General features: G+C 70.9%; 18 protein-coding genes. 14 read left to right on the forward strand and 4 right to left on the reverse strand.

Annotated features, from left to right (window positions below):
* The first annotated feature begins 38 nt into the window (after window positions 1–38).
* Window positions 39–2,384, forward strand: a complete 2,346-nt coding sequence (locus ACH4YL_RS12340; protein WP_398507206.1) for an alpha-L-fucosidase — start codon at window positions 39–41, stop codon at window positions 2,382–2,384.
* Here the strand turns inward: ACH4YL_RS12340 and ACH4YL_RS12345 are convergent.
* From ACH4YL_RS12345 to ACH4YL_RS12355, 3 genes are read right to left on the reverse strand one after another with little or no spacing between them, the layout of a single operon-like run.
* A complete protein-coding gene (locus ACH4YL_RS12345) occupies window positions 2,362–3,768 on the reverse strand; it encodes a lipase maturation factor family protein (protein WP_398507207.1) in 1,407 nt (468 codons plus the stop codon). The genes ACH4YL_RS12340 and ACH4YL_RS12345 overlap by 23 nt on opposite strands.
* Window positions 3,768–4,286 carry a DUF1990 family protein gene (locus ACH4YL_RS12350; RefSeq protein WP_398507341.1) on the reverse strand — a complete coding sequence of 173 codons (519 nt, stop codon included), beginning with the start codon at window positions 4,284–4,286 and terminating at the stop codon, window positions 3,768–3,770. The genes ACH4YL_RS12345 and ACH4YL_RS12350 overlap by 1 nt, the downstream gene beginning before the upstream one ends.
* Window positions 4,287–4,291: 5 nt before the next feature.
* Entirely contained in the window at window positions 4,292–5,110 is an 819-nt protein-coding gene (locus tag ACH4YL_RS12355; RefSeq protein ID WP_398507208.1) for a YndJ family protein, read from the reverse strand.
* A 146-nt stretch (window positions 5,111–5,256) separates the two neighbouring features.
* Here ACH4YL_RS12355 and ACH4YL_RS12360 point away from each other — a divergent pair, with 146 nt between their 5' ends.
* The 7 genes from ACH4YL_RS12360 to ACH4YL_RS12390 all read left to right on the forward strand — a co-directional run bounded on the left by ACH4YL_RS12360 (window position 5,257) and on the right by ACH4YL_RS12390 (window position 13,159).
* Complete coding sequence (locus tag ACH4YL_RS12360; protein ID WP_398507209.1) at window positions 5,257–6,387, forward strand: DUF6777 domain-containing protein; 1,131 nt, start codon at window positions 5,257–5,259, stop codon at window positions 6,385–6,387.
* 51 nt (window positions 6,388–6,438) lie between these two features.
* On the forward strand, window positions 6,439–8,514 hold the full coding sequence (locus ACH4YL_RS12365) for a SpoIIE family protein phosphatase (protein ID WP_398507210.1): 2,076 nt from the start codon (window positions 6,439–6,441) through the stop codon (window positions 8,512–8,514).
* Window positions 8,515–8,614: 100 nt separating this feature from the next.
* Complete coding sequence (locus ACH4YL_RS12370) at window positions 8,615–9,955, forward strand: wax ester/triacylglycerol synthase family O-acyltransferase (RefSeq protein WP_398507211.1); 1,341 nt, start codon at window positions 8,615–8,617, stop codon at window positions 9,953–9,955.
* 156 nt (window positions 9,956–10,111) lie between these two features.
* A complete protein-coding gene (locus ACH4YL_RS12375; RefSeq protein WP_398507212.1) occupies window positions 10,112–11,086 on the forward strand; it encodes an aldo/keto reductase in 975 nt (324 codons plus the stop codon).
* A complete protein-coding gene (locus ACH4YL_RS12380) occupies window positions 11,083–11,394 on the forward strand; it encodes an L-rhamnose mutarotase (RefSeq protein ID WP_398507213.1) in 312 nt (103 codons plus the stop codon). The genes ACH4YL_RS12375 and ACH4YL_RS12380 overlap by 4 nt, the downstream gene beginning before the upstream one ends.
* A 4-nt stretch (window positions 11,395–11,398) precedes the next feature.
* A complete protein-coding gene (locus ACH4YL_RS12385) occupies window positions 11,399–12,250 on the forward strand; it encodes an amidohydrolase family protein (protein ID WP_398507214.1) in 852 nt (283 codons plus the stop codon).
* 48 nt (window positions 12,251–12,298) lie between these two features.
* Complete coding sequence (locus tag ACH4YL_RS12390; RefSeq protein ID WP_398507215.1) at window positions 12,299–13,159, forward strand: Fpg/Nei family DNA glycosylase; 861 nt, start codon at window positions 12,299–12,301, stop codon at window positions 13,157–13,159.
* A gap of 10 nt (window positions 13,160–13,169) precedes the next feature.
* Here the strand turns inward: ACH4YL_RS12390 and ACH4YL_RS12395 are convergent, their stop codons facing one another.
* Complete coding sequence (locus tag ACH4YL_RS12395) at window positions 13,170–13,841, reverse strand: anti-sigma factor family protein (protein ID WP_398507216.1); 672 nt, start codon at window positions 13,839–13,841, stop codon at window positions 13,170–13,172.
* A gap of 335 nt (window positions 13,842–14,176) precedes the next feature.
* Here ACH4YL_RS12395 and ACH4YL_RS12400 point away from each other — a divergent pair, with 335 nt between their 5' ends.
* The 6 genes from ACH4YL_RS12400 (at window position 14,177) to ACH4YL_RS12425 (ending at window position 18,969) form a co-directional block, all read left to right on the forward strand.
* Complete coding sequence (locus tag ACH4YL_RS12400; protein WP_398507217.1) at window positions 14,177–14,995, forward strand: LytR/AlgR family response regulator transcription factor; 819 nt, start codon at window positions 14,177–14,179, stop codon at window positions 14,993–14,995.
* A 74-nt stretch (window positions 14,996–15,069) separates the two neighbouring features.
* Complete coding sequence (locus ACH4YL_RS12405) at window positions 15,070–15,195, forward strand: hypothetical protein (RefSeq protein WP_398507218.1); 126 nt, start codon at window positions 15,070–15,072, stop codon at window positions 15,193–15,195.
* 29 nt (window positions 15,196–15,224) lie between these two features.
* Entirely contained in the window at window positions 15,225–15,497 is a 273-nt protein-coding gene (locus ACH4YL_RS12410) for a hypothetical protein (RefSeq protein WP_398507219.1), read from the forward strand.
* A gap of 117 nt (window positions 15,498–15,614) precedes the next feature.
* Window positions 15,615–15,995 carry a hypothetical protein gene (locus ACH4YL_RS12415; RefSeq protein ID WP_398507220.1) on the forward strand — a complete coding sequence of 127 codons (381 nt, stop codon included), beginning with the start codon at window positions 15,615–15,617 and terminating at the stop codon, window positions 15,993–15,995.
* Window positions 15,996–16,018: 23 nt separating this feature from the next.
* On the forward strand, window positions 16,019–17,752 hold the full coding sequence (locus ACH4YL_RS12420) for a cation acetate symporter (protein WP_398507221.1): 1,734 nt from the start codon (window positions 16,019–16,021) through the stop codon (window positions 17,750–17,752).
* Entirely contained in the window at window positions 17,749–18,969 is a 1,221-nt protein-coding gene (locus tag ACH4YL_RS12425; protein WP_398507222.1) for a sensor histidine kinase, read from the forward strand. Before ACH4YL_RS12420 ends, ACH4YL_RS12425 begins: the two co-directional genes overlap by 4 nt.
* Window positions 18,970–18,992: the final 23 nt, after the last annotated feature.

Here is an 18,992-nt window from a genome sequence, read left to right on the forward strand (position 1 = left end):
ATTGACAGGTTCTCGTCACGCTTCAATCATCGGACCTCATGACCGAACTTCCCAGGCGCCATGTACTCGGAATGACGGCGGGGGCGGCAGTCGGCGCCGTCCTCATCACCCCGGCCACGGCCGATGCGAGCCCGCGAGCGGCAGAGCCCGAAGGACACGACGGCGACTGGGGCACGGTCCCCGCCGCCGTGCCCGTGCCGCTGGAGCGCTGGTTCGACAACGACGGCATCGACACCGCGGACGCCCGCGGCGGAAACTTCGACGGCTCCGGCTACACCTATCCCGGCGAGGAACTCCCGTCGGGGCGACTGGAGATCGACGGAATCGCCTATCTCTTCCCGGCCGCTACGGCAGGCGCGAAGAACAACATCGTCGCCCTCGGACAGCGCATCGAACTCCCCAAGGGCCGCTATCTCTCCGGCCTGTTCCTCGTCGCCGGAAGCTACGGCGCGGCATCCGGCAAGGCGACCGTCCACTACGCCGACGGCACCACGCAGGCCACCGCCCTCGGCGCACCGGACTGGTACTCGGGCAGCGGCGCGCTCACCGCCCCGTACCGCTACACGCCGTCCGGCACGAAGGACCCGCACCAAGTCGTCATCGCCTCGGCCGAGCTCACCATGGACTCCACCAAGGAAGCCGTCGCGCTCACGCTGCCCGTCACCAGTCCGGCGGAGGCGAACAAGACCTCGCTGCACATCTTCGCGCTCACCCTCCAACCCGCCGCCGAGGGACGGGCGTTGGCGCTGCGCGACGCGCACTCGACGACATCGCTGCTCGGCTCCGGCGCACAGAGCGTCGAGGCCACCGTGATCAACGCGGGCACGGTCGGCATCCTCCCTGCCGACCGGCTCACGCTCGCCGTGGACGTGCCCGGCGCCCGCACCGTCGACCCCGCGACCGTCCGCCGGCTCGCCCCCGGCGAGCAGGCCCGGGTCAGGATCGGCATCCGCAGCCGGCCCGGCACCACGCCAGGCACCAGTCAGGAGGGCGCGGTCGTGGCCCGCGGCCGAGGTCAGCAGGCCGCCGCCGCCCGGCGCTCGCTCACCCTCGGCGTCCCCGACTACCAGCCCACCGACGCCTCGCTCAACACCCACCAGGCCCCGTACTGGTTCCAGGACGTCAAGTTCGGCATCTTCATCCACTGGGGCGTCTACTCGGTGCCCGCGTGGGCACCGGTCGGCAAGCAGTACGCCGAGTGGTACTGGAACCACATGCAGGACCCCAACAACCCGACGTACGCCCATCACCGTCAGACGTACGGAGAGTCCTTCGCGTACGACGACTTCATCCCGCGGTTCAAGGCCGAGCGCTTCGACCCGCGCGCCTGGGTCGAGTTGTTCCGCGACGCCGGCGCGCAGTACCACGTCCTCACCTCCAAGCACCACGAGGGCTTCGCGCTGTGGGACACCAAGGTCAGTGACCGCAACTCGGTGAAGATGGGCCCGAAGCGCGACCTGATCAAGGAGCTCTTCGACGCTTCGCGCCGGTATGCGCCCGAACTCCACCGCGGCCTGTACTTCTCGATGCCGGAGTGGTTCAACCCCGACAACCCGTGGATGGGCCACGCGCCGCGCAATCCGTACACCCTCGAACCGGTCCCGTACACCGGTCACCGGCCCGGCGACTACATCAAGGACCTCCAGGCCCCGCAGATGCTGGAGCTGATCCACGGGTACGACCCCGAGGTCCTCTGGTGCGACATCGGCGGCGTCAACGACAGCCACCGGGTGCTGGCCGAGTACTTCAACCACGCCAAGAACCGGGCCCGGCCCATCGAGGTGACCGTCAACAACCGCTCCGGAATAGGCCCGCACGACTTCACGACGCCCGAGTACACGACATACGACTCGATCGTCACCGACAAGTGGGAGTCGAGCCGCGGCCTGGACCCGTTCAGCTACGGCTACAACGCGGCCACGCCCGACGACCGCTACATGACGACCGAGGAGGTCGTGCACTCGCTCGTCGACATCGTCTCCAAGAACGGCAACTTCCTCCTCGACATCGGCCCGCGCGCCGACGGCACCATCCCGGAGATCATGGAGCGGAGGCTGCGCGAGACCGGCGAGTGGCTGAAGGTCAACGGCGAGGCCATCTACTCCACGACGTACTGGGCGCGGATGCCGCAGCTCGGCGAGGATCTGCGCTTCACCGTCCGCCCCGACAAGGCCTTCTACATCCACTCGCTCGCCGAGCCCGGCCCCACGCTCACCGTCGAGGCGCCGGTGCCCGTCCGGCCCGGCGACAAGGTGACCATGCTCGGTTACGACCGGCCGCTGAACTGGCGCACGACGGGCGGCAAGCTGGTCATCGACGTGCCGCCCGCCGCCCGCAGGGCCGGCAGGCACGTGTGGGTGTTCAAAGCAGCCTGGTCGGCCTGAGGAACTCGCGCACATAGGTCCGGTGCCACCAGGCGCCGGTGTCCCGCAGTTCGCGCCAGGTCGTGTACCGGTAGCGGTACAGCCTGGCGCGGACATACGCGGGCGGGGCGTCCGGGAACGGATTGCGGCCCAGCAGCCGCAGTGTGTCCCGGTCACCGTCGAGCAGCCGCTCCACGAACGGCCCGAACCAGGACTGCGCATAGGCCGGCGAGAGCGCGGCGAACCACATCATCCAGTCGAGCCGCAGATGGTACGGCGCGTACTGGCGCGGCAGCCTGCGCACATCCGTGGGCTTGCCCTTGAATCCGTACTCCCGCCACACCGTGCCCGGGTGGAGCACCTTCTCGTCGGTGCCCTCCACCACGAGTTCATGGCGCACCCGGCCCACCGACCCGAACGCGCCGTAGGTGTTGACCAGATGGAGCGGATCGTAGGCGCGGTTCATCTGCTGTCGCCGGGACAGCAGATTGCGCGCCGGGTGGTGACTCAGGCCGACCAGCAGCACCGTGACCGCGATGACCACGATCTCGTACCAAAGCGCCGGCGCGGGCAGCGCCGGCGGATCGGTGAAGATCGAGAAGTCCAGGGCGGAGAGCGCGAGTGTGATCGTCAGCCAGTTGAGCCAGGAGAAGTTGCCGGACAGCACCAGCCACAGCTGGGTCAGCGTGATCACCGCCGCAGCAGCGCTCGCGATCGGCTGAGGTGTGAACAGCAGGACCGGGAGGAGGAGTTGGGTGACATGGTTGGCCGCCACCTCGACCCGGTGGAAGGACCTCGGCAGATGGTGGAAGAACCAGCTCAGCGGGCCCGGCATCGGCTGCGTCTCATGGTGGAAGTAGAGACAGGTCAGATCGCGCCAGCACTGGTCTCCGCGGAGCTTGATCAGCCCCGCGCCGAACTCCACCCGGAACAGCACCCAGCGCAGCAGGAACAGCACCAGCACCGGGGGAGCCGTGCGCTCATTGCCGAGGAACACGGCGAGGAAGCCCACCTCCAGCAACAGTGACTCCCAGCCGAAGCCGTACCAGGTCTGGCCGACGTTGACGATCGACAGATACAGCGCCCACAGCACCGCCCACCACGCCATCGCCGCGCCGAGCGGGATCCGGTCCGCCGCGCCGGCCAACAGGCCCGCCGAGAGGAGGCAGCCGGCCCAGGCGCAGAGCGAGAACAGCCGGTCGGAGTAGTGCAGTTGGAACAGGCTCGGCGCGTGCCGCATCCGCACCCGGCGTACATACGCGGGCACCGGCAGCATGCCCCGCTCGCCGATCAGCGCCCGGAACTGCAGCGCCGCGGTGAGAAAGGCGACCAGATACACGGCGGCCAGAGCCCGCTGGAAGACCAGCCGGCTCAGCCAGTAGTCACCGTCGCTGAACCAATCCATCACATCCAGTATCGGTCGGCGGCGAGGCGTCGCACGGTGTGACCGAGCCGGCGGGCGTACGCCTTCTGCAGCAGTGGCACGAGCGGACCGGCGAGCCGGGTGTACCAGGCGGCCGGCCGGCTGAAGGCCATGACGGTGAACCACACCGAGCCGTCGTCGCGGATGTCGACGACGAACGACTCCTCACCGCACTCCGGATGACCGTCCGAGGTCCCGTACGCGAAGCCCGTCCGGTCCTTCTCGTACGCCGTCCACACCACCTCGCACGGCACACCGAGCCGCAGCGGACCCAGGCCGGCCGAGACCTCGACCCGTGCTCCGGGTTCGGCGCGGGCCGCCGTGGTGCGCACCCGTGCGCCGGAGGTGCGGTGCATCCGCCAGGTGGTGACGGCGGTTCCCGCGGCCTCGAAGACCGCGCGGCCGCGGCCGATGCGGACGGTGTGGTGCAGATGGTGGTAGCCGTCGGGCAGCGGGCCGAGCCGGGTGGCGCCGGTCTCGGGGTAGTTGAGGGTGCTCAGGCGGGTCATACGGCAGTCTCCTTGAGTCGTCGCCAGGCGAACACCGAGCAGAGTGCGAAGCCGAGGGCGTTGCCGAGGCCATGGGTGGCGGCCATCCAGGTGAGGTTCGGGTGCGGCACTCCGGTCGCCTCGCCGAGCGCCCAGCTCAGCGCGAGCAGCATCGTCGCCACCAGCACGGCGGCCGAGACGGCCAGCAGCCCGCGGGTGAACCGGTCGGGTCCGCCGGCCCTGACATCGCGCCAGGTCAGCAGCGCCACGGCCCACATGCCCGCGGTCAGCACCAGGGCGCCGAGCAGTTCGGCCCAGTCGTCGAGGAAGTAGCCGGCGAGGACGAGCAGCGTGCCGAGCGGCACGCTCAGCGCGGCGAAGCGTCCGGCCGCGCCGGGCGCCGTGCGGCAGACCAGGCCCGCCACCAGTGCGGCGGCGAAGCCGGCGAAGTGGAAGTGCGGCACGGTCAGCGCGAGGATCGGCAGGCTGAAGCCGAACAGCTGGTGGCCGGAGCGTTCCGCGATCAGCGCGAGAGCGGCGACCGACGGCGTGACGAGCGCGGTGAGTACGGCGATCTCGGCGGGTGCGAGCGAGCGGGTACGGGCCAGTCTGCGCGGTGCCTGTGCGGCAAGGAGCAGAGTGCCGAGCGCATAGATGCCGGCGAGGGCGACCGCCGCGGTGCCTCGCGGCAGCCAGAGAGCGACGGCTCCCGGAATGGCGAACAGCGGCCAGCTGCGCCGAACGGGTGCGAGCCCTTCGGGTTCGATCAGCCGCAGTCCCGCGGGCACGATCACCAGCATGCCGAGCATCACGATCAGGTTGACCAGTACGGACATCACGCACCCCACCCTGGGCTTGAACGTGTTCAATTCCTTATGGGTGAGCCTAGAGACTTAGTTGAACGCGTTCAAGTCGCGAGGGTTGCGGGAATCCGGCAGAACTTGAGGAACAAATTTCAGGGTGCAAGAGGCGGGAGAACTTCGTGCGTCCACCCACTCGTCGTCGGTACGCCACGGCCGCTGCGCTGTCCGCCGTGCTCTCCTTCGGTCTTCTGGTCTCCGGATGCGGCGGGGACAGCACCGCGGCGACAGCGGCGGACGGGGAGGTCTACCTCCTGCCGGTCGACGCCCAGGGGCCGGACCCCCACACCGCCTCATCGGCCAGGTCCCTCTCCGCACCCGCGCCCGCACCGCCGTCGGCCGACGCGAGCAGACCGCCCTCCCGCGGCCAGACACTGCGCACGCTCTCCGGTGCGACGCCCGGCCTGTACGGCGGCACCCAGTCCGTCGGCAGCTGCGACGTCGAGCGGCAGGTCGGCTTTCTCGCCGGCGACAAGGCCAAGGCGCGTGCCTTCGCGCAGGGCGCCGGGATCCAGGAGGCCGGCATCCCCGGCTTTCTGCGCGGACTCACTCCCGTCGTGCTGCGCGCCGACACCCGGATGACCAACCACGGCTACCGCGGCGGCTCGTCCGTCGCCTACCAGACGGTGCTCCAGGCGGGCACGGCCGTGATGGTGGACCAGTACGGAGCGCCACGCGTGCGCTGCGCCTGTGGGAATCCGCTGAAGCCGCCGGTCGCCGTCAAGGGCGCCGTGATCCACAAGGGCACGCCGTGGACGGGCTACCGGCCCGACCGGGTCGTGGTCATCAAGCCCACCACGACCGTCCTCACCAGCCTGGTGATCGTCAATATCGTCAACAACACCTGGATCGAGCGGAAGACGGGCAGCGACGGCGAGGAGGACAAGCGCCCCGACGTCCTGCCGCCCGTCAACCCGGACGACATCTACAGCTACCCGCCCGTCCTGCCGCCCGACTCCACCGATCCCAGCAGTCCGAACGGGGACCAGCCGCGCAGCGAACAGCCGTCCGCGACCGACTGTCCGACGCTCACGGCCCCGGCGCCCGGCGACGATCCGTCGACGCTGCCTCCCGTACCGCCGGGCTGCCCGGCCTCGCCTCCACTGGACCCGGCGGTACCGCCGGCCGATCCCCCCAGCGAGGTCCAGCCGCCGCCCGTCCCCGACGTGCCGTCCGACGGTGCCGTACCGACCGATCCGGACCTGCTCATCCCCAGCGAGCAGCCGGCCGAGCCGGACACCTTCCCGGGCTGAGCGAAATCCGAACCGGTCGAAGAATCCGACAAATGATGGCAGAGTGGCTCCATGGTTGATCGGGCAGCGGGTGCCCTGTCGCTTCCCGACGACTGGCCGGCCGACCCGGATCTGAGTCTGACCCTCAACCGCATGGGCAGCTTCGACTGGGACCTGGTCAGCGGGCTCATGCACATGGACACGCCCGCTCTCGAGGTGTTCGACCTGAAACCCGGTGAGTACGACGGACACCCGGCCAGCCTCGCGATACGGGTGCCGACGGATGAGGCCGTCCGGCTGGACACGATGGTGACGCAGGCGCTCAAGAACGGCAGCGAGAACTACGGTGCGTACTTCCGCATCCGCCGCCGTGACGGCGTCCTGCGCTGGACCCACACGCAGGCCTGCGTACGACGCGACCACACGGGCCGCCCGGTGCGGATCATCGGCATCGTCCGCGACGCCACCGAAGAGCTCGCCGACTCCACCGCCCGCTTCGACGCCGACGTCGAGCGGCGCAGGCAGACCAGCGTCGTGGAGAGCACCACCGCCGCGCTCGCCCACGCCAGGACCGTCCACGACGTCATCGACGTACTGAAGGACACCCACGGCCTGGAGCACTTCGGCGCGACGAGCCTTGTCATGGGACTGCTGGAGTCGGGCCGGATCCATCTGGTCGCCGAAGGGCCCGAGGGCTCCTTCGTGCCGGGCACCCGCTACACCCGCGTGGACGAGGACTACCCGATGAGCGAGGTGGTACGGACCCTCGCACCGCGCTTCATCGAGTCCAGGGAGGACTTCGCCCAGTCATATCCCGTGCTCTGGCCGAACATCAGACACCTCGGCATCAACTCGGCCGCCTATCTGCCGCTGATCGCGCAGGCCCGGCCGATCGGTGCGCTGGGCCTGCTCTACAGCGACAAGACCGGCTTCAGCTCCGAGGAGCGCAATCTGCTGGTCGCGCTGGGCAGCAGCATCGCGCAGAGCCTGCAGCGTGCCGTGCTCTACGACCAGGAGCACGATCTCGCCTCCGGGCTCCAGCAGGCGATGCTGCCGCGGCGGATCCCCGATGTGCCCGGTGCGCAGATCGCCGTGCGCTACCGCTCGGCGCGCATCGGCCGGGACATCGGCGGCGACTGGTACGACATCATCGCGCTGCCCGGCGGCCGGGTCGGCGCCGTCATCGGCGACGTACAGGGCCATGACACGGACGCGGCGGCGGTGATGGGACAGCTGCGCATCGTGCTGCGCGCGTACGCCGCCGAGGGGCACACCCCGGCGACCGTGATGGCGCGCGCCTCCGTGTTCCTGAACGAGCTGGACACCGAGCGGTTCGCGACCTGCATGTACGCGGAGGTCGATCTGTCGACCGGAGTGGTGCAGGTGGTGCGCGCAGGGCATGTCGACCCGCTGCTGCGGGACACGGACGGCAGCTGCCGCAGGGTGCCGGTGGAGGGCGGGCTGCCGCTCGGGCTGTCGGCGGAGTTCGGCCGGCTGGAGTACCCGGTCAGCACCGTCGAGCTGGACCCGGGCCAGACCCTCCTGCTGTACACCGACGGCCTGGTGGAGCAGCCCGGCGCCGACCTCGACGACGGGATGCAGCTGCTGTCCGCGCTGGTGCGCAGCGGTCCGCGCGATCTCCAGATGCTCGCCGACCATCTCTGCGACGTCGTGGAGGAGCGCGGTGGCGACGACGACGTGGCGCTTCTGCTGCTGCGCCGCAAGGGCGCGGTCACGCCGCAGAGCGGCGGCAGGCTGCAGCAGCATGTCGCGCAGAACGACCCGGAGGCGCTGCGCTCGGCGCGGCACATGGTCCGCGCGGCGGTACTGGCCTGGGGCGCGGGCGATCGCACGGACGAGATCGAGCTGGTCGCCGACGAGATGATCACCAACGCGCTGATGCACACGGACGGCGGCGCGATCGTGACGGTGCGGGTGCTGGCGGGTCCGGACCGGCGGCTTCGGGTCGAGGTCGAGGACCGCTCCAGCGCGCTGCCGCGGCGGCGGGAGGCGGGCGAGTCCGGCGTGTCCGGCCGTGGGTTGCTGCTGATCGACCGGCTGGCGGAGGCGTGGGGTGTGGAGTCCCGCGGCAGCGGCAAGTGCGTGTGGTGCGAGTTCAGCATTCCGGACAGGCAGGACATCCGCTGATTACCTATTGTTAACTGTCCGTGCAGTGATCGTACTTGACCGTAACCGACCGAAGGCGATTGACTTCGGTCTTCGCGGCCTACTAGGACATGAGGACACCGTGAGCAGCGAGCTTCTCGCACCCCTCGACCTGGCTTTCTGGCACCTCGAGTCCGCCGGACACCCGATGCATCTCGGCGCACTCGCCGTCTTCGCCCCCGCCGGGGAGGAGAAGAGCAGCGACAGCGTCCTCGAACTCCTCGCCACGCGTGCCGCCGCGATCCGCCGGCTGCGGATGCGGGTGCGCGACGTGTGGCTGCCCGTCGGCGGCGCGGCCTGGTCCGTGGCCAAGGACTTCGACGTACGGCGGCATGTGCACCATGTCCGGCTGCCGGAGGGCGACTTCGCGGCCGAGGCCACCGCGATCGCCGGCGAACTGATGGAGCGCCCGCTGAGCCGAGGACTGCCGCCGTGGGAGATGTACCTCCTCACCGGCAAGAGCGGCGGTCCCTTCGCGGTGCTGGTCAAGCTCCATCACGCGCTCGCGGACGGCATGCGCGCCGTCGCGATCGGGGCAGGCATCTTCGACGAGATCGCCGACCCGCGCAGGAACGGCGTGCGCAAGGCCAGGCCCGCGCCTGCCCGGTCCTGGTTCACGGGCCCGCTGCAGCTCGCCGGGTTCGCGCGGGGCCGCGTCGAGGACCTGGGCCGGGCCGTCGAGGTCGGCGCGTCAGTCGTTCGGGCCAGTCGGCTCGATCCGCGTGGGATGCCCGCTCTCTCGGCCGGCTCCAGCGGCACGCGCCGCCTCGGCACTGCGGTGCTCGACCTCGAGGATGTGCAGCGCGTACGGAAGGCGACCGGGGGCACGGCCAACGATGTGCAGCTCGCGATCGTCGCGGGCGGGCTGCGGCGCTGGCTGGGGGAGCGCGGCGAGCTGCCGCCGGGCGGCGATCCGCGCGCCCTGGTCCCGGTCTCCCGGCGCAGGCCGGGCAGCACGACGAGCTCGGGCAACAAGTTCTCCGCGTATCTGGTCCATCTGCCCGTCTCCGAGCCCGACCCCCGGGCACGGCTCGACGCCGTACGCACCGCCATGGACCGCAACAAGGCGGCGGGTCCGTCGCGCGGCGCCGGGGCCGTCGCCGTACTCGCCGATCAACTGCCGCCGCTGGCACACCGGTTCGGCGCGCCGTTGGCGGGCGGCGCCGCGCGGATCCTGTTCGATCTGCTGGTGACCAGCGTGCCGCTGCCGCGCTCGGCGCTGTCGTTCGGCGGCTGCCCGCTGCGGGAGATCTACCCGATGGCGCCGCTGGCCCGAGGTCAGTCGCTGGCGATCGCGATGTCCACGTACGGCGGCCGGGTGCATGTGGGCCTGGTGGCCGACGGCAAGGCGGTGCCGGACCTCGACCGGCTCGCCTGGTGCCTCACGGAGGAGACTGCGGAACTCCTCGCTCTCACCCGATAGATCGGACTGCTCGCCTGCTCGATGCAGGATCTCACCCTGGCAAGGGTGTTGACGCCGCCAAGTGATCCGATGAATATTCGTCGTGATCGATGGCGCGATCAGCATCGCGATCCGCGCGGCGACCGGCGGACGCCAGGGCGAGGGGGCAGCAGCGGGATGCGACGGAGCACGCTCGGACGGAGCGGTGTCGAGATCACCGAACTGTCCTTCGGAGCCGCCGGAATCGGCAATCTCTTCACACCCGTCGAACCGGCCGCGGCAGCCGCCGCCGTCGACGCCGCCTGGGACGCGGGCATCCGCACCTTCGACACCGCACCGCACTACGGACTCGGCCTGTCGGAACGCAGACTCGGCCAGGCGCTGCGCACCCGGCCCCGTGACGCGTACACCCTCTCCACCAAGGTCGGCCGCCTCCTCGAACCCCGCTCCGCCGACGGCGACGACCTCGCCAACGGCTTCGCCGTGCCCGCCGACCACCGCCGTGTCTGGGACTTCAGCGCCGACGGCGTACGCCGCAGCATCGAGGAGAGCCTGACCCGCCTCGGCCTCGACCGCGTCGACGTCGTCTATCTGCACGACCCCGACGAGCACGAGGAAGCAGCCTTCAACCACGGCTATCCGGCGCTGGAGCGGCTGCGTTCCGAGGGCGTCGTCGGCGCGATCGGCGCCGGTATGAACCAGGCCGCCATGCTCACCCGCTTCCTGCGCGACACCGACGTCGACGCCGTCCTGTGCGCCGGCCGCTACACGCTGCTCGACCAGAGCGCACTGGACGAACTGCTGCCGGAGGCCGCCGCGCGCGGCAAGAGCGTGGTCGTCGGCGGGGTCTTCAACTCCGGGCTCCTCGCCGATCCGAGGCCGGGCGCCACCTTCGACTACGCCGCCGCGCCCGACGACATCCTGAACCGCGCCCTGCGGCTCAAGGCCGTCGCCGAACGGCACGGCGTACCGCTGCGCGCCGCCGCCCTGCACTACTCGCTCGGCCACCCGGCCGTCGCCGGTGCCCTGGTCGGCACCCGCTCGGCCGACGAAGTACGGGACGCGGCGGATCTGCTCGCCCGTACCGTCCCGGCCGAACTCTGGGACGAACTGCGCGCCGAAGGACTGCTGCCCAAGGAGGAGGCCCGATGAGAGTGGCCCTGCACACCAAGGTCCGCGCCGACCGCATCGAGGCGTACGAGGCCGCGCACCGCGAAGTGCCCGAGGAGCTGACCGCCGCGATCCGCGCCGGCGGCGTCACCTCCTGGACCATCTGGCGCAGCGGCACCGACCTCTTCCATCTCCTCGACTGCGCCGACTACGCCCAGTTGCTCGCTTCCCTGGAGAAACTCCCGGTCAACATCGCCTGGCAGGCCCGCATGGCGGAACTCCTCGACGTCGTCCACGACTACTCCGCCGACGGTGCCGAAGCCGGGCTGCCCGTCGTCTGGGAGCTGTGAACCGATGACGGTCATCGACGCGCACCACCATGTGTGGGATCTGTCCGTACGGGACCAGGACTGGATCACCGGACCCGACCTGGCACCCATCCGGCGCGACTTCTCGCTCGCCGACCTCGCGCCCGAGGCCCGCGCCGAGGGCGTGCACGCCACCGTCCTCGTCCAGACCATCACCGTCGCCGACGAGACACCCGAGTTCCTCGCGCTCGCCGACGGCAGCGACCTCGTCGCGGGCGTCGTCGGCTGGACCGACCTCACTGCGCCGGGCATCGCCGACACCCTCGCCGGACTGCGCGAACTCCCGGGCGGGGACCGGCTCGTCGGCATCCGCCACCAGGTCCAGGGCGAGCCCGACCCCGAATGGCTCCTGCGGCCGGACGTACAGCGCGGGCTCGCCGCCGTCGCCGCCGCCGGACTCGTCTACGACCTCGTGGTCCAGCCCCACCAGTTGCCCGCGGCGACCGAGGCGGCCGGCAGACTGCCGGGACTCACCTTCGTACTCGACCATCTCGGCAAGCCGCCGATCGCGGCGAAGGAACTTCAGCCCTGGGCGAGCGATGTGCGCGCGCTCGCCGCCCGTCCGAACACCGTCTGCAAGCTGTCCGGCATGGTCACCGAGGCGTCCTGGGCCGGCTGGACCACGCCCGATCTCCGTCCGTACGCGGACACCGTCCTCGAGGCCTTCGGTCCCGACCGGCTGATGTTCGGCTCCGACTGGCCGGTGTGCACGCTCGCCGCGAGCTACGCCGAGGTGGTCGCCGCCGCCCGGACGCTGACCCAGGGCCTGGCCGACGACGAACGCACCGCCGTCTTCGCCGCCACCGCACGCCGTGTCTACGGGCTGAGCGAGCACTGAACGGGCGGTGAGCCTGCGTCCGCTGCACGCCTTTGGCACTCTGGATGCATGCCGGAGCTGCCCGAAGTCGAAGCGCTGAGAGAGTTCCTCGGCGACCATCTCGTGGGACAGCGGATCGCCCGTGTCGTGCCGCTGGCGATCAGCGTCCTCAAGACGTACGACCCGCCGCTGAGCGCCGTCGAGGGCGCCGAGGTCACGGCCGTGGACCGGCACGGGAAGTGGCTCGACATCAGCGCCGGCGGGCTGCATCTCGTCACCCATCTCGCCCGCGCGGGCTGGCTCCACTGGAAGGACGAGTTCCCCAAGGCCCCGCCGAAGCCCGGCAAGGGGCCGCTGGCGCTGCGTACTGTCCTCGCCTCCGGCAGCGGCTTCGACCTCACCGAGGCAGGCACGACCAAGCGACTGGCGGTCCATCTCGTACGCGATCCGGCCGAGGTGCCCGGCATCGCCCGCCTCGGGCCCGATCCGCTGGCCGACGCCTTCGACCGGGAGGCCTTCGCCGCGCTGCTCGCCGGTGAACGGCGGCAGATCAAGGGCGCGCTGCGGGACCAGAGCCTGATCGCCGGCATCGGCAACGCGTACAGCGACGAGATCCTGCACGTGGCGAAGATGTCTCCGTTCAAGCCGGTGCAGAACCTCGGCGAGGACGAGGTCACCGCGCTGTACGAGGCCATGCGCGCGACGCTGCGGGAGGCCGTCGAGCGCTCGCGCGGACTCGCGGCGGGCCGGCTCAAGGCCGAGAAGAAGAGCGGCCTGCGGGTCCACGGCCGCACCGGGCAGCCGTGTCCGGTCTGCGGCGACACCATCCGCCAGGTCTCCTTCAGCGACTCGTCGCTGCAGTACTGCCCCACCTGCCAGACAGGCGGCAAGCCGCTCGCCGACCGCAGACTGTCCCGACTGCTGAAGTAGCGCTCCCGCGTCAGCCCGTGATGGTGACCAGCGGCTTGCCGTCCTGGCCGCGGACCTCCCAGCGGCCGATCTGGGTGCTCGGCACGTCCGTGCCGCCCTCGATCTCCAGCGGCTCCTCATGGCCGGGGGAGCCCGGCATCCCGTAGCCCCCGGCCGGCACCGACCACGTCAGGACCGGATGCTCGATGCCGTCCTTGCCGACGGCGACCAGCCGGCAGGTGCCGGGACCCGGGAGATGCGTGAGCCGCATCGCGACCGCCGTGCCCCAGGCCCGTCCCTCCACGGCGGCGGACGCCGTGACACCGGTCGTCCGGTCCGTCGCCGTGACCCGCGGTTCGACGCTCGGGCTCCCGCCGTCACGCATCGCGAATGCGACGCCGGGCAACGCGACGATCAGTGCGGCCGCCGCCGCGACCAGCCGGAGCCGGCGTCTGCGGCTCCGCCGCCGGATCAGCGCGACCTCGTCGGTGAGCCGTTCCAGCAGCCGGGGCGACGGACGGGTCTCGACCCCGCCGGGCCCGGCGAGATCCGCGAGCGAGGACGAGACCTGGGTGAAGTCCGAGAGCTGAACGGTGCACATCACGCACTCGGTGAGGTGCTCCTCGAAGCGGAACGCGTCCGCGGGCTCCAGGACGCCCAGTGCATAGGCGGCCACGTCCTGATGCCGCTGCTGCATGCTCATGGCGTCCTCGTTTCGTGTCTCGCGGTGCTGCGCCTGTTGCCGTCTGTTGCCAGTGAGTACGGATCAGGACACAGCTCTGCTCAACCGCGCGACAGACGAGCGCGAGCTCGCGTATGTTCCCGGCGGCGAAGCACCGTGGCCCGGTGACGGCGGCGCGCCTAGGGGGTGTCTTTTGGGTCAGGCCGGATCAGTGAGCGGGGTCTGGTGCGGTGGATCGCAAGGCGGAGGATGGAGAACGACGCGGAGCGTCGGCGACTGACGACAACGCGGCGAGGTGCCGTGCCAGGGCACGCGAGCCCGGCAGGATCCAAAAGACACCCCCTAGACTCCGCAGCATGCTGCGCGTACTGGCTGTCGACGACGAGAGACCGGCCCTCGAAGAGCTGCTTTACCTCCTGCGTTCCGACTCGCGGATCAGGAGCGCCGAGGGGGCCACGGACGCCACCGAGGCGCTGCGCCGCATCAGCCGCGCGCTGGACGCGGGCCCCGACGGCGAGGACGCCATCGACGTCGTCTTCCTCGACATCCATATGGCGGGGCTCACCGGACTCGACGTCGCCAGGCTGCTCGCGGGCTTCGCCCGGCCGCCGCTGATCGTGTTCGTCACGGCCCATGAGGGCTTCGCCGTGCAGGCCTTCGACCTCAAGGCCGTCGACTATGTCCTCAAGCCGGTGCGCAAGGAGCGGCTTGCCGAGGCGGTGCGCCGGGTCCGCGATCTGGTCCTGGCGGCGCGCGAACCCCGGCCGCAGTCCGAACCCGAACCCGCCGCCTCAGCAGCGCCGCCCGCAGTGCACGCGCCGGTCCAGAACAGCGCCGACCAGATACCGGTTGAACTGGGCGGTGTGACACGGTTCGTCCCGATCGACGACATCGCCTATGTCGAGGCACAGGGCGACTACGCCCGGCTGCACACCGAGGACGGCAGCCACTTGGTGCGCATCCCGCTGTCCACCCTGGAGGAGCGCTGGGCCTCGCGCGGCTTCGTACGCATACACCGCAGCCACCTTGTCGCCCTCGCCCGCATCGACGAACTGCGTCTGGAGGCCGGCACGACGACCGTCCGGGTCGGCGCCGCCGAACTCGCCGTCAGCCGTCGCCATGCGCGGCAGTTGCGCGATCTGCTGATGCGGCATGATCCAGACGAAAGGCCCTAGGTCGTGTCCGCAACGTCTCGCCTGGCATGCGAACACGCCCCGGGGGCCTGATCCGAAGGACGGGGCCCGGGCCGATGCGCCGACCGTTCGACGGCCGTGGCGAGCCGTTCGTCGTGCCAGCACTGCCGTACGGCGACAGCCCGCGTCCGCCGAACGAGCCGGCCCTGGAATCGGCGGCGGCCGCTCCGCCCGCCGCCTAGCCTTGATCGGGTGAGCGAGAAGGGGCCTGATGTCCGACATCGAAGCACTGCTGGATGAGCTCCGGAGCCTGCCGGCGACCCCGGTTTCCACCGCTCATGACCTCGAGGTACTGCTCACCGCGGTGAAGAGCGCCGCCGGGCGCTGGGCCGATGTGCTGTACGACATCCATGAATCGGCCCAGGGACTCGCCGGACCGCGCGGCGAGGCAGCGCTCGAAGTCGCTTTTCGCAGGGCCGAGGAGTCGTATGTCGAGCTGGAGATCGCGCTGAGCGCCTGCGCGCAGCGCACCGGCGGCCGCTGAAACGTCACGGCACACGCGTCCCGCATTGCCGTGCGGTCAGCTCTACCGTCCGTAATCGCCGCTGCGTAGACTCCACCACCTCCCGAGTTCGCCGATACGACGCTGGAGCGGACGACGATGTCTGCAGAGCAGAACCCCCGCCGCGAGGTGGTCACCGGAGTGCCGCGTGGCGCCAGACGCGCGCCGGGCCATGCGCCGGCCCGCTCCGAGATCAGCGAGCAGACGACGCTCGGCGCGACCTATGTGCGCTCGTTGATGCGCAGCCAGCTGCGGGCCGCGCTTCTCGCGCTCGGGGCGCTCACCCTCCTCGTCGGCCTGCTGCCGCTGCTCTTCGCGCTGCCCGCCGCCTTCGACGGCACACTCTCCTCGCCGGAGCCCTTCGTCTGGGCGGCGCTCGGCGTCGGCGTCTATCCCGTGATGTGGCTGACGGCCCGCTGGTACGTACGCCGGGCCGAGCGCAACGAGCGGGACTTCACCAGACTCGTCGAAGGCCGCTGAGCAGTGCTGCCGGGTGAGCTGCGGTGAACCAGACCTACGCGGTGACCGCGGTCACCGTCGTGGTGCTCGTCACCGTGCTTCTCGGCGCGCTCGGCCTGCGCATATCCCGCACCACCTCCGACTTCTATGTCGCCTCCCGCACCGTCAAGCCCGGCCTCAACGCCGCCGCCATCAGCGGCGAATACCTCTCCGCCGCCTCCTTCCTCGGCATAGCGGGACTGGTGCTCCTTCAGGGCCCGGACATGCTCTGGTACCCGGTCGGCTACACCGCCGGCTACCTCGTCCTCCTGGTGCTGGTCGCGGCCCCGCTGCGCCGCTCCGGCGCGTACACGCTCTCCGACTTCGCCGAGGCCAGGCTGGAGTCCGCGGCCGTACGCAGACTCGCCAGCCTCTTCGTCGTCGGCATCGGCTGGCTCTATCTGCTGCCCCAACTGCAGGGCGCGGGCCTGACCCTGGAGATCCTCACCGGCGCGCCCGACTGGGTCGGCGGACTGGTCGTCGCCTTCGTCGTCACCGGCGCGGTCGCCGCCGGAGGGATGCGCAGCATCACCTTCGTGCAGGCCTTCCAGTACTGGCTCAAGCTCACCGCGCTGCTCGTGCCCGCGCTCTTCCTCGTCGCCGCCTGGGTCGGGGACGACACGCCGCGGGCCCGCTTCGACGCACCGGCGGTGCTGCGCGAGCACACCGTCGTACGCGTCGACGACACCGTACGGATCGAACTCGACAAGCCACTGACCCTCACCGTCGACGGTGACGTCGACGGCACGGCGTACGAGGAACAGACCGTCACGCTCGGCAAGGGCGACCATCGCATCGAGTCCGGGACGAGCCTCGGCTTTCCGCCGGGCGCCGAAGTGCCCGAGCGCGCCTCGTCCGAGGCCGATCCGGCGAGCTGGTCCCAGCCGATGTCCGGCGGGCGCGACGGCTACCACCTGTATGCGACCTACGGACTCATCCTCGCCACGTTCCTCGGCACGATGGGCCTGCCGCACGTCGCCGTCCGCTTCTACACCAGCCCCAACGGACGCGCCGCGCGCCGGACGACGCTGGTCGTCCTCGGTCTGATCGGCGCGTTCTATCTGCTGCCGCCGGTCTATGGCGCCCTCGGCCGGATCTACGCACCCGAACTCGCCCTCACCGGCGAGGCGGACGCCGCCGTGCTGGTGCTGCCCGAGCGGATCGTCGGCGGGCTGGCCGGTGATCTGCTGGGCGCGCTGCTGGCCGGCGGCGCGTTCGCGGCGTTCCTGTCCACCGCGTCCGGGCTCACCATGTCCGTCGCCGGAGTCATCTCGCAGGATGTGCTGCCCTCGCGCGGTGTACGGCATTTCCGGCTGGCGACGCTGTTCGCCACGGCGGTGCCGCTTGCCGTGAGCGTCGTGGCGACCAATGTGCCCGTCGCCGACGCGGTCGGTCTCGCCTTCGCCGTCTCCGCCTCGTCGTTCTGTCCGCTGCTGGTGCTCGGCATCTGGTGGCGCAGACTCACGCCGCCGGGCGCGGCGGCCGGGTTGATCGTCGGCGGCGGGTCCGCTCTCACCGCGGTGATGGCCACTCGCGCCGGGCTCGCGCCCGAGGGCTGGATCAACACGCTGATGGCCTGGCCCGCCGTGTGGTCGGTGCCGCTCGGCTTTCTGACCATGGTGCTGGTGTCGCTGGCCACGCCGGGCCACATACCCGTCGGCGCCGCCGCGATCCTGGCGCGGCTGCATCTGCCGGAAGACCTGGTCGGCAGGGACCAGCCGGAAGGAGCGGAACGATGACGGGTACCGGAGCGGCGGCGCTGGCCGCGTTGGGAGTCCTCCTGCTCGTCCTCGGCTTCGCGGTCGGGCGGTGGACGGCACGGCGCGACGGCAGACCCGACCTCGACCTCGGCACACCCGTCGAACGCGCCACGTTCCACACCCTGCACACCGCCTCGCTCGCCGCGCCTCCGCTGCGCGCCGGACTCACCGAGGACACGGCGCGCAAGGCCGCCCGGCGGCTGCGCTCGCTGCTCGGCACGGAGGCGCTCTGTCTGACCGACCGGGAGTCGGTGCTGGCCTGGGACGGCCCGGGTGCCGACCATCATGAGCAGCGGGTGATGGTCCGCGTCGCGGACATGCTCGACTCCGGCCGCAGCCAGAGCGTGCACACCGAGTGCGAGGACCTGGAGTGCCCGCTGCGCTGGGCCGTGATCGCCCCGCTGACCGGCGAGGAAGGAGTGCTCGGCGCGCTCGTCGCCTACGGCTCGCGGGAGTCGGCGGTGCTGGTACGCGCCGCGACGGAGGTGGCCCGCTGGGTCTCCGTACAGCTGGAACTGGCCGAGCTCGACCGGTCCCGCACCCGGCTGATCGAGGCGGAGATCCGTGCGCTGCGGGCCCAGATATCGCCGCACTTCATCTTCAACTCACTGGCCGCGATCGCGTCCTTCGTCCGAACGGATCCGGAGCGGGCCCGTGAACTGCTGCTGGAGTTCGCGGACTTCACGCGCTACTCCTTCCGCAGGCACGGCGAGTTCACCAATCTCGCCGACGAACTGCGCTCGATCGAGCAGTACCTGGCGCTGGCCGGTGCCCGCTTCGGTGACCGCCTCAAGGTGACTCTTCAGGTCGCACCGGAGGTGCTGCCGGTGGCGCTGCCCTTCCTGTGTCTGCAGCCGCTCGTCGAGAACGCGGTCAAACACGGCCTGGAGGACTCCAGGAACGAGTTCCGTGTGACCATCGCGGCTCAGGACGCCGGGGCCGAGGCGATGGTGACCATCGAGGACGACGGCGTGGGCATGGACCCCGCGGTGCTGCGGGAGATCCTCGCGGGGGAGCGGACGGCCTCGCAGGGCATCGGCCTGTCCAATGTCGACGAACGGCTGCGCCAGGTGTACGGCGACGGCCACGGGCTCGTCATCGAGACGGGCGTCGGCGCGGGCATGAAGATCACGATCCGGATCCCCAAGTACCGGGCGGGAGTGCACTCCTCGCCCGGCCGCCGCAGCGCGGGCTGACCGTCCCGTCGCCCGGTCCGCCC

This window comes from Streptomyces sp. NPDC020681, assembly GCF_044334895.1.
Taxonomy (GTDB): Bacteria; Actinomycetota; Actinomycetes; order Streptomycetales; family Streptomycetaceae; genus Streptomyces.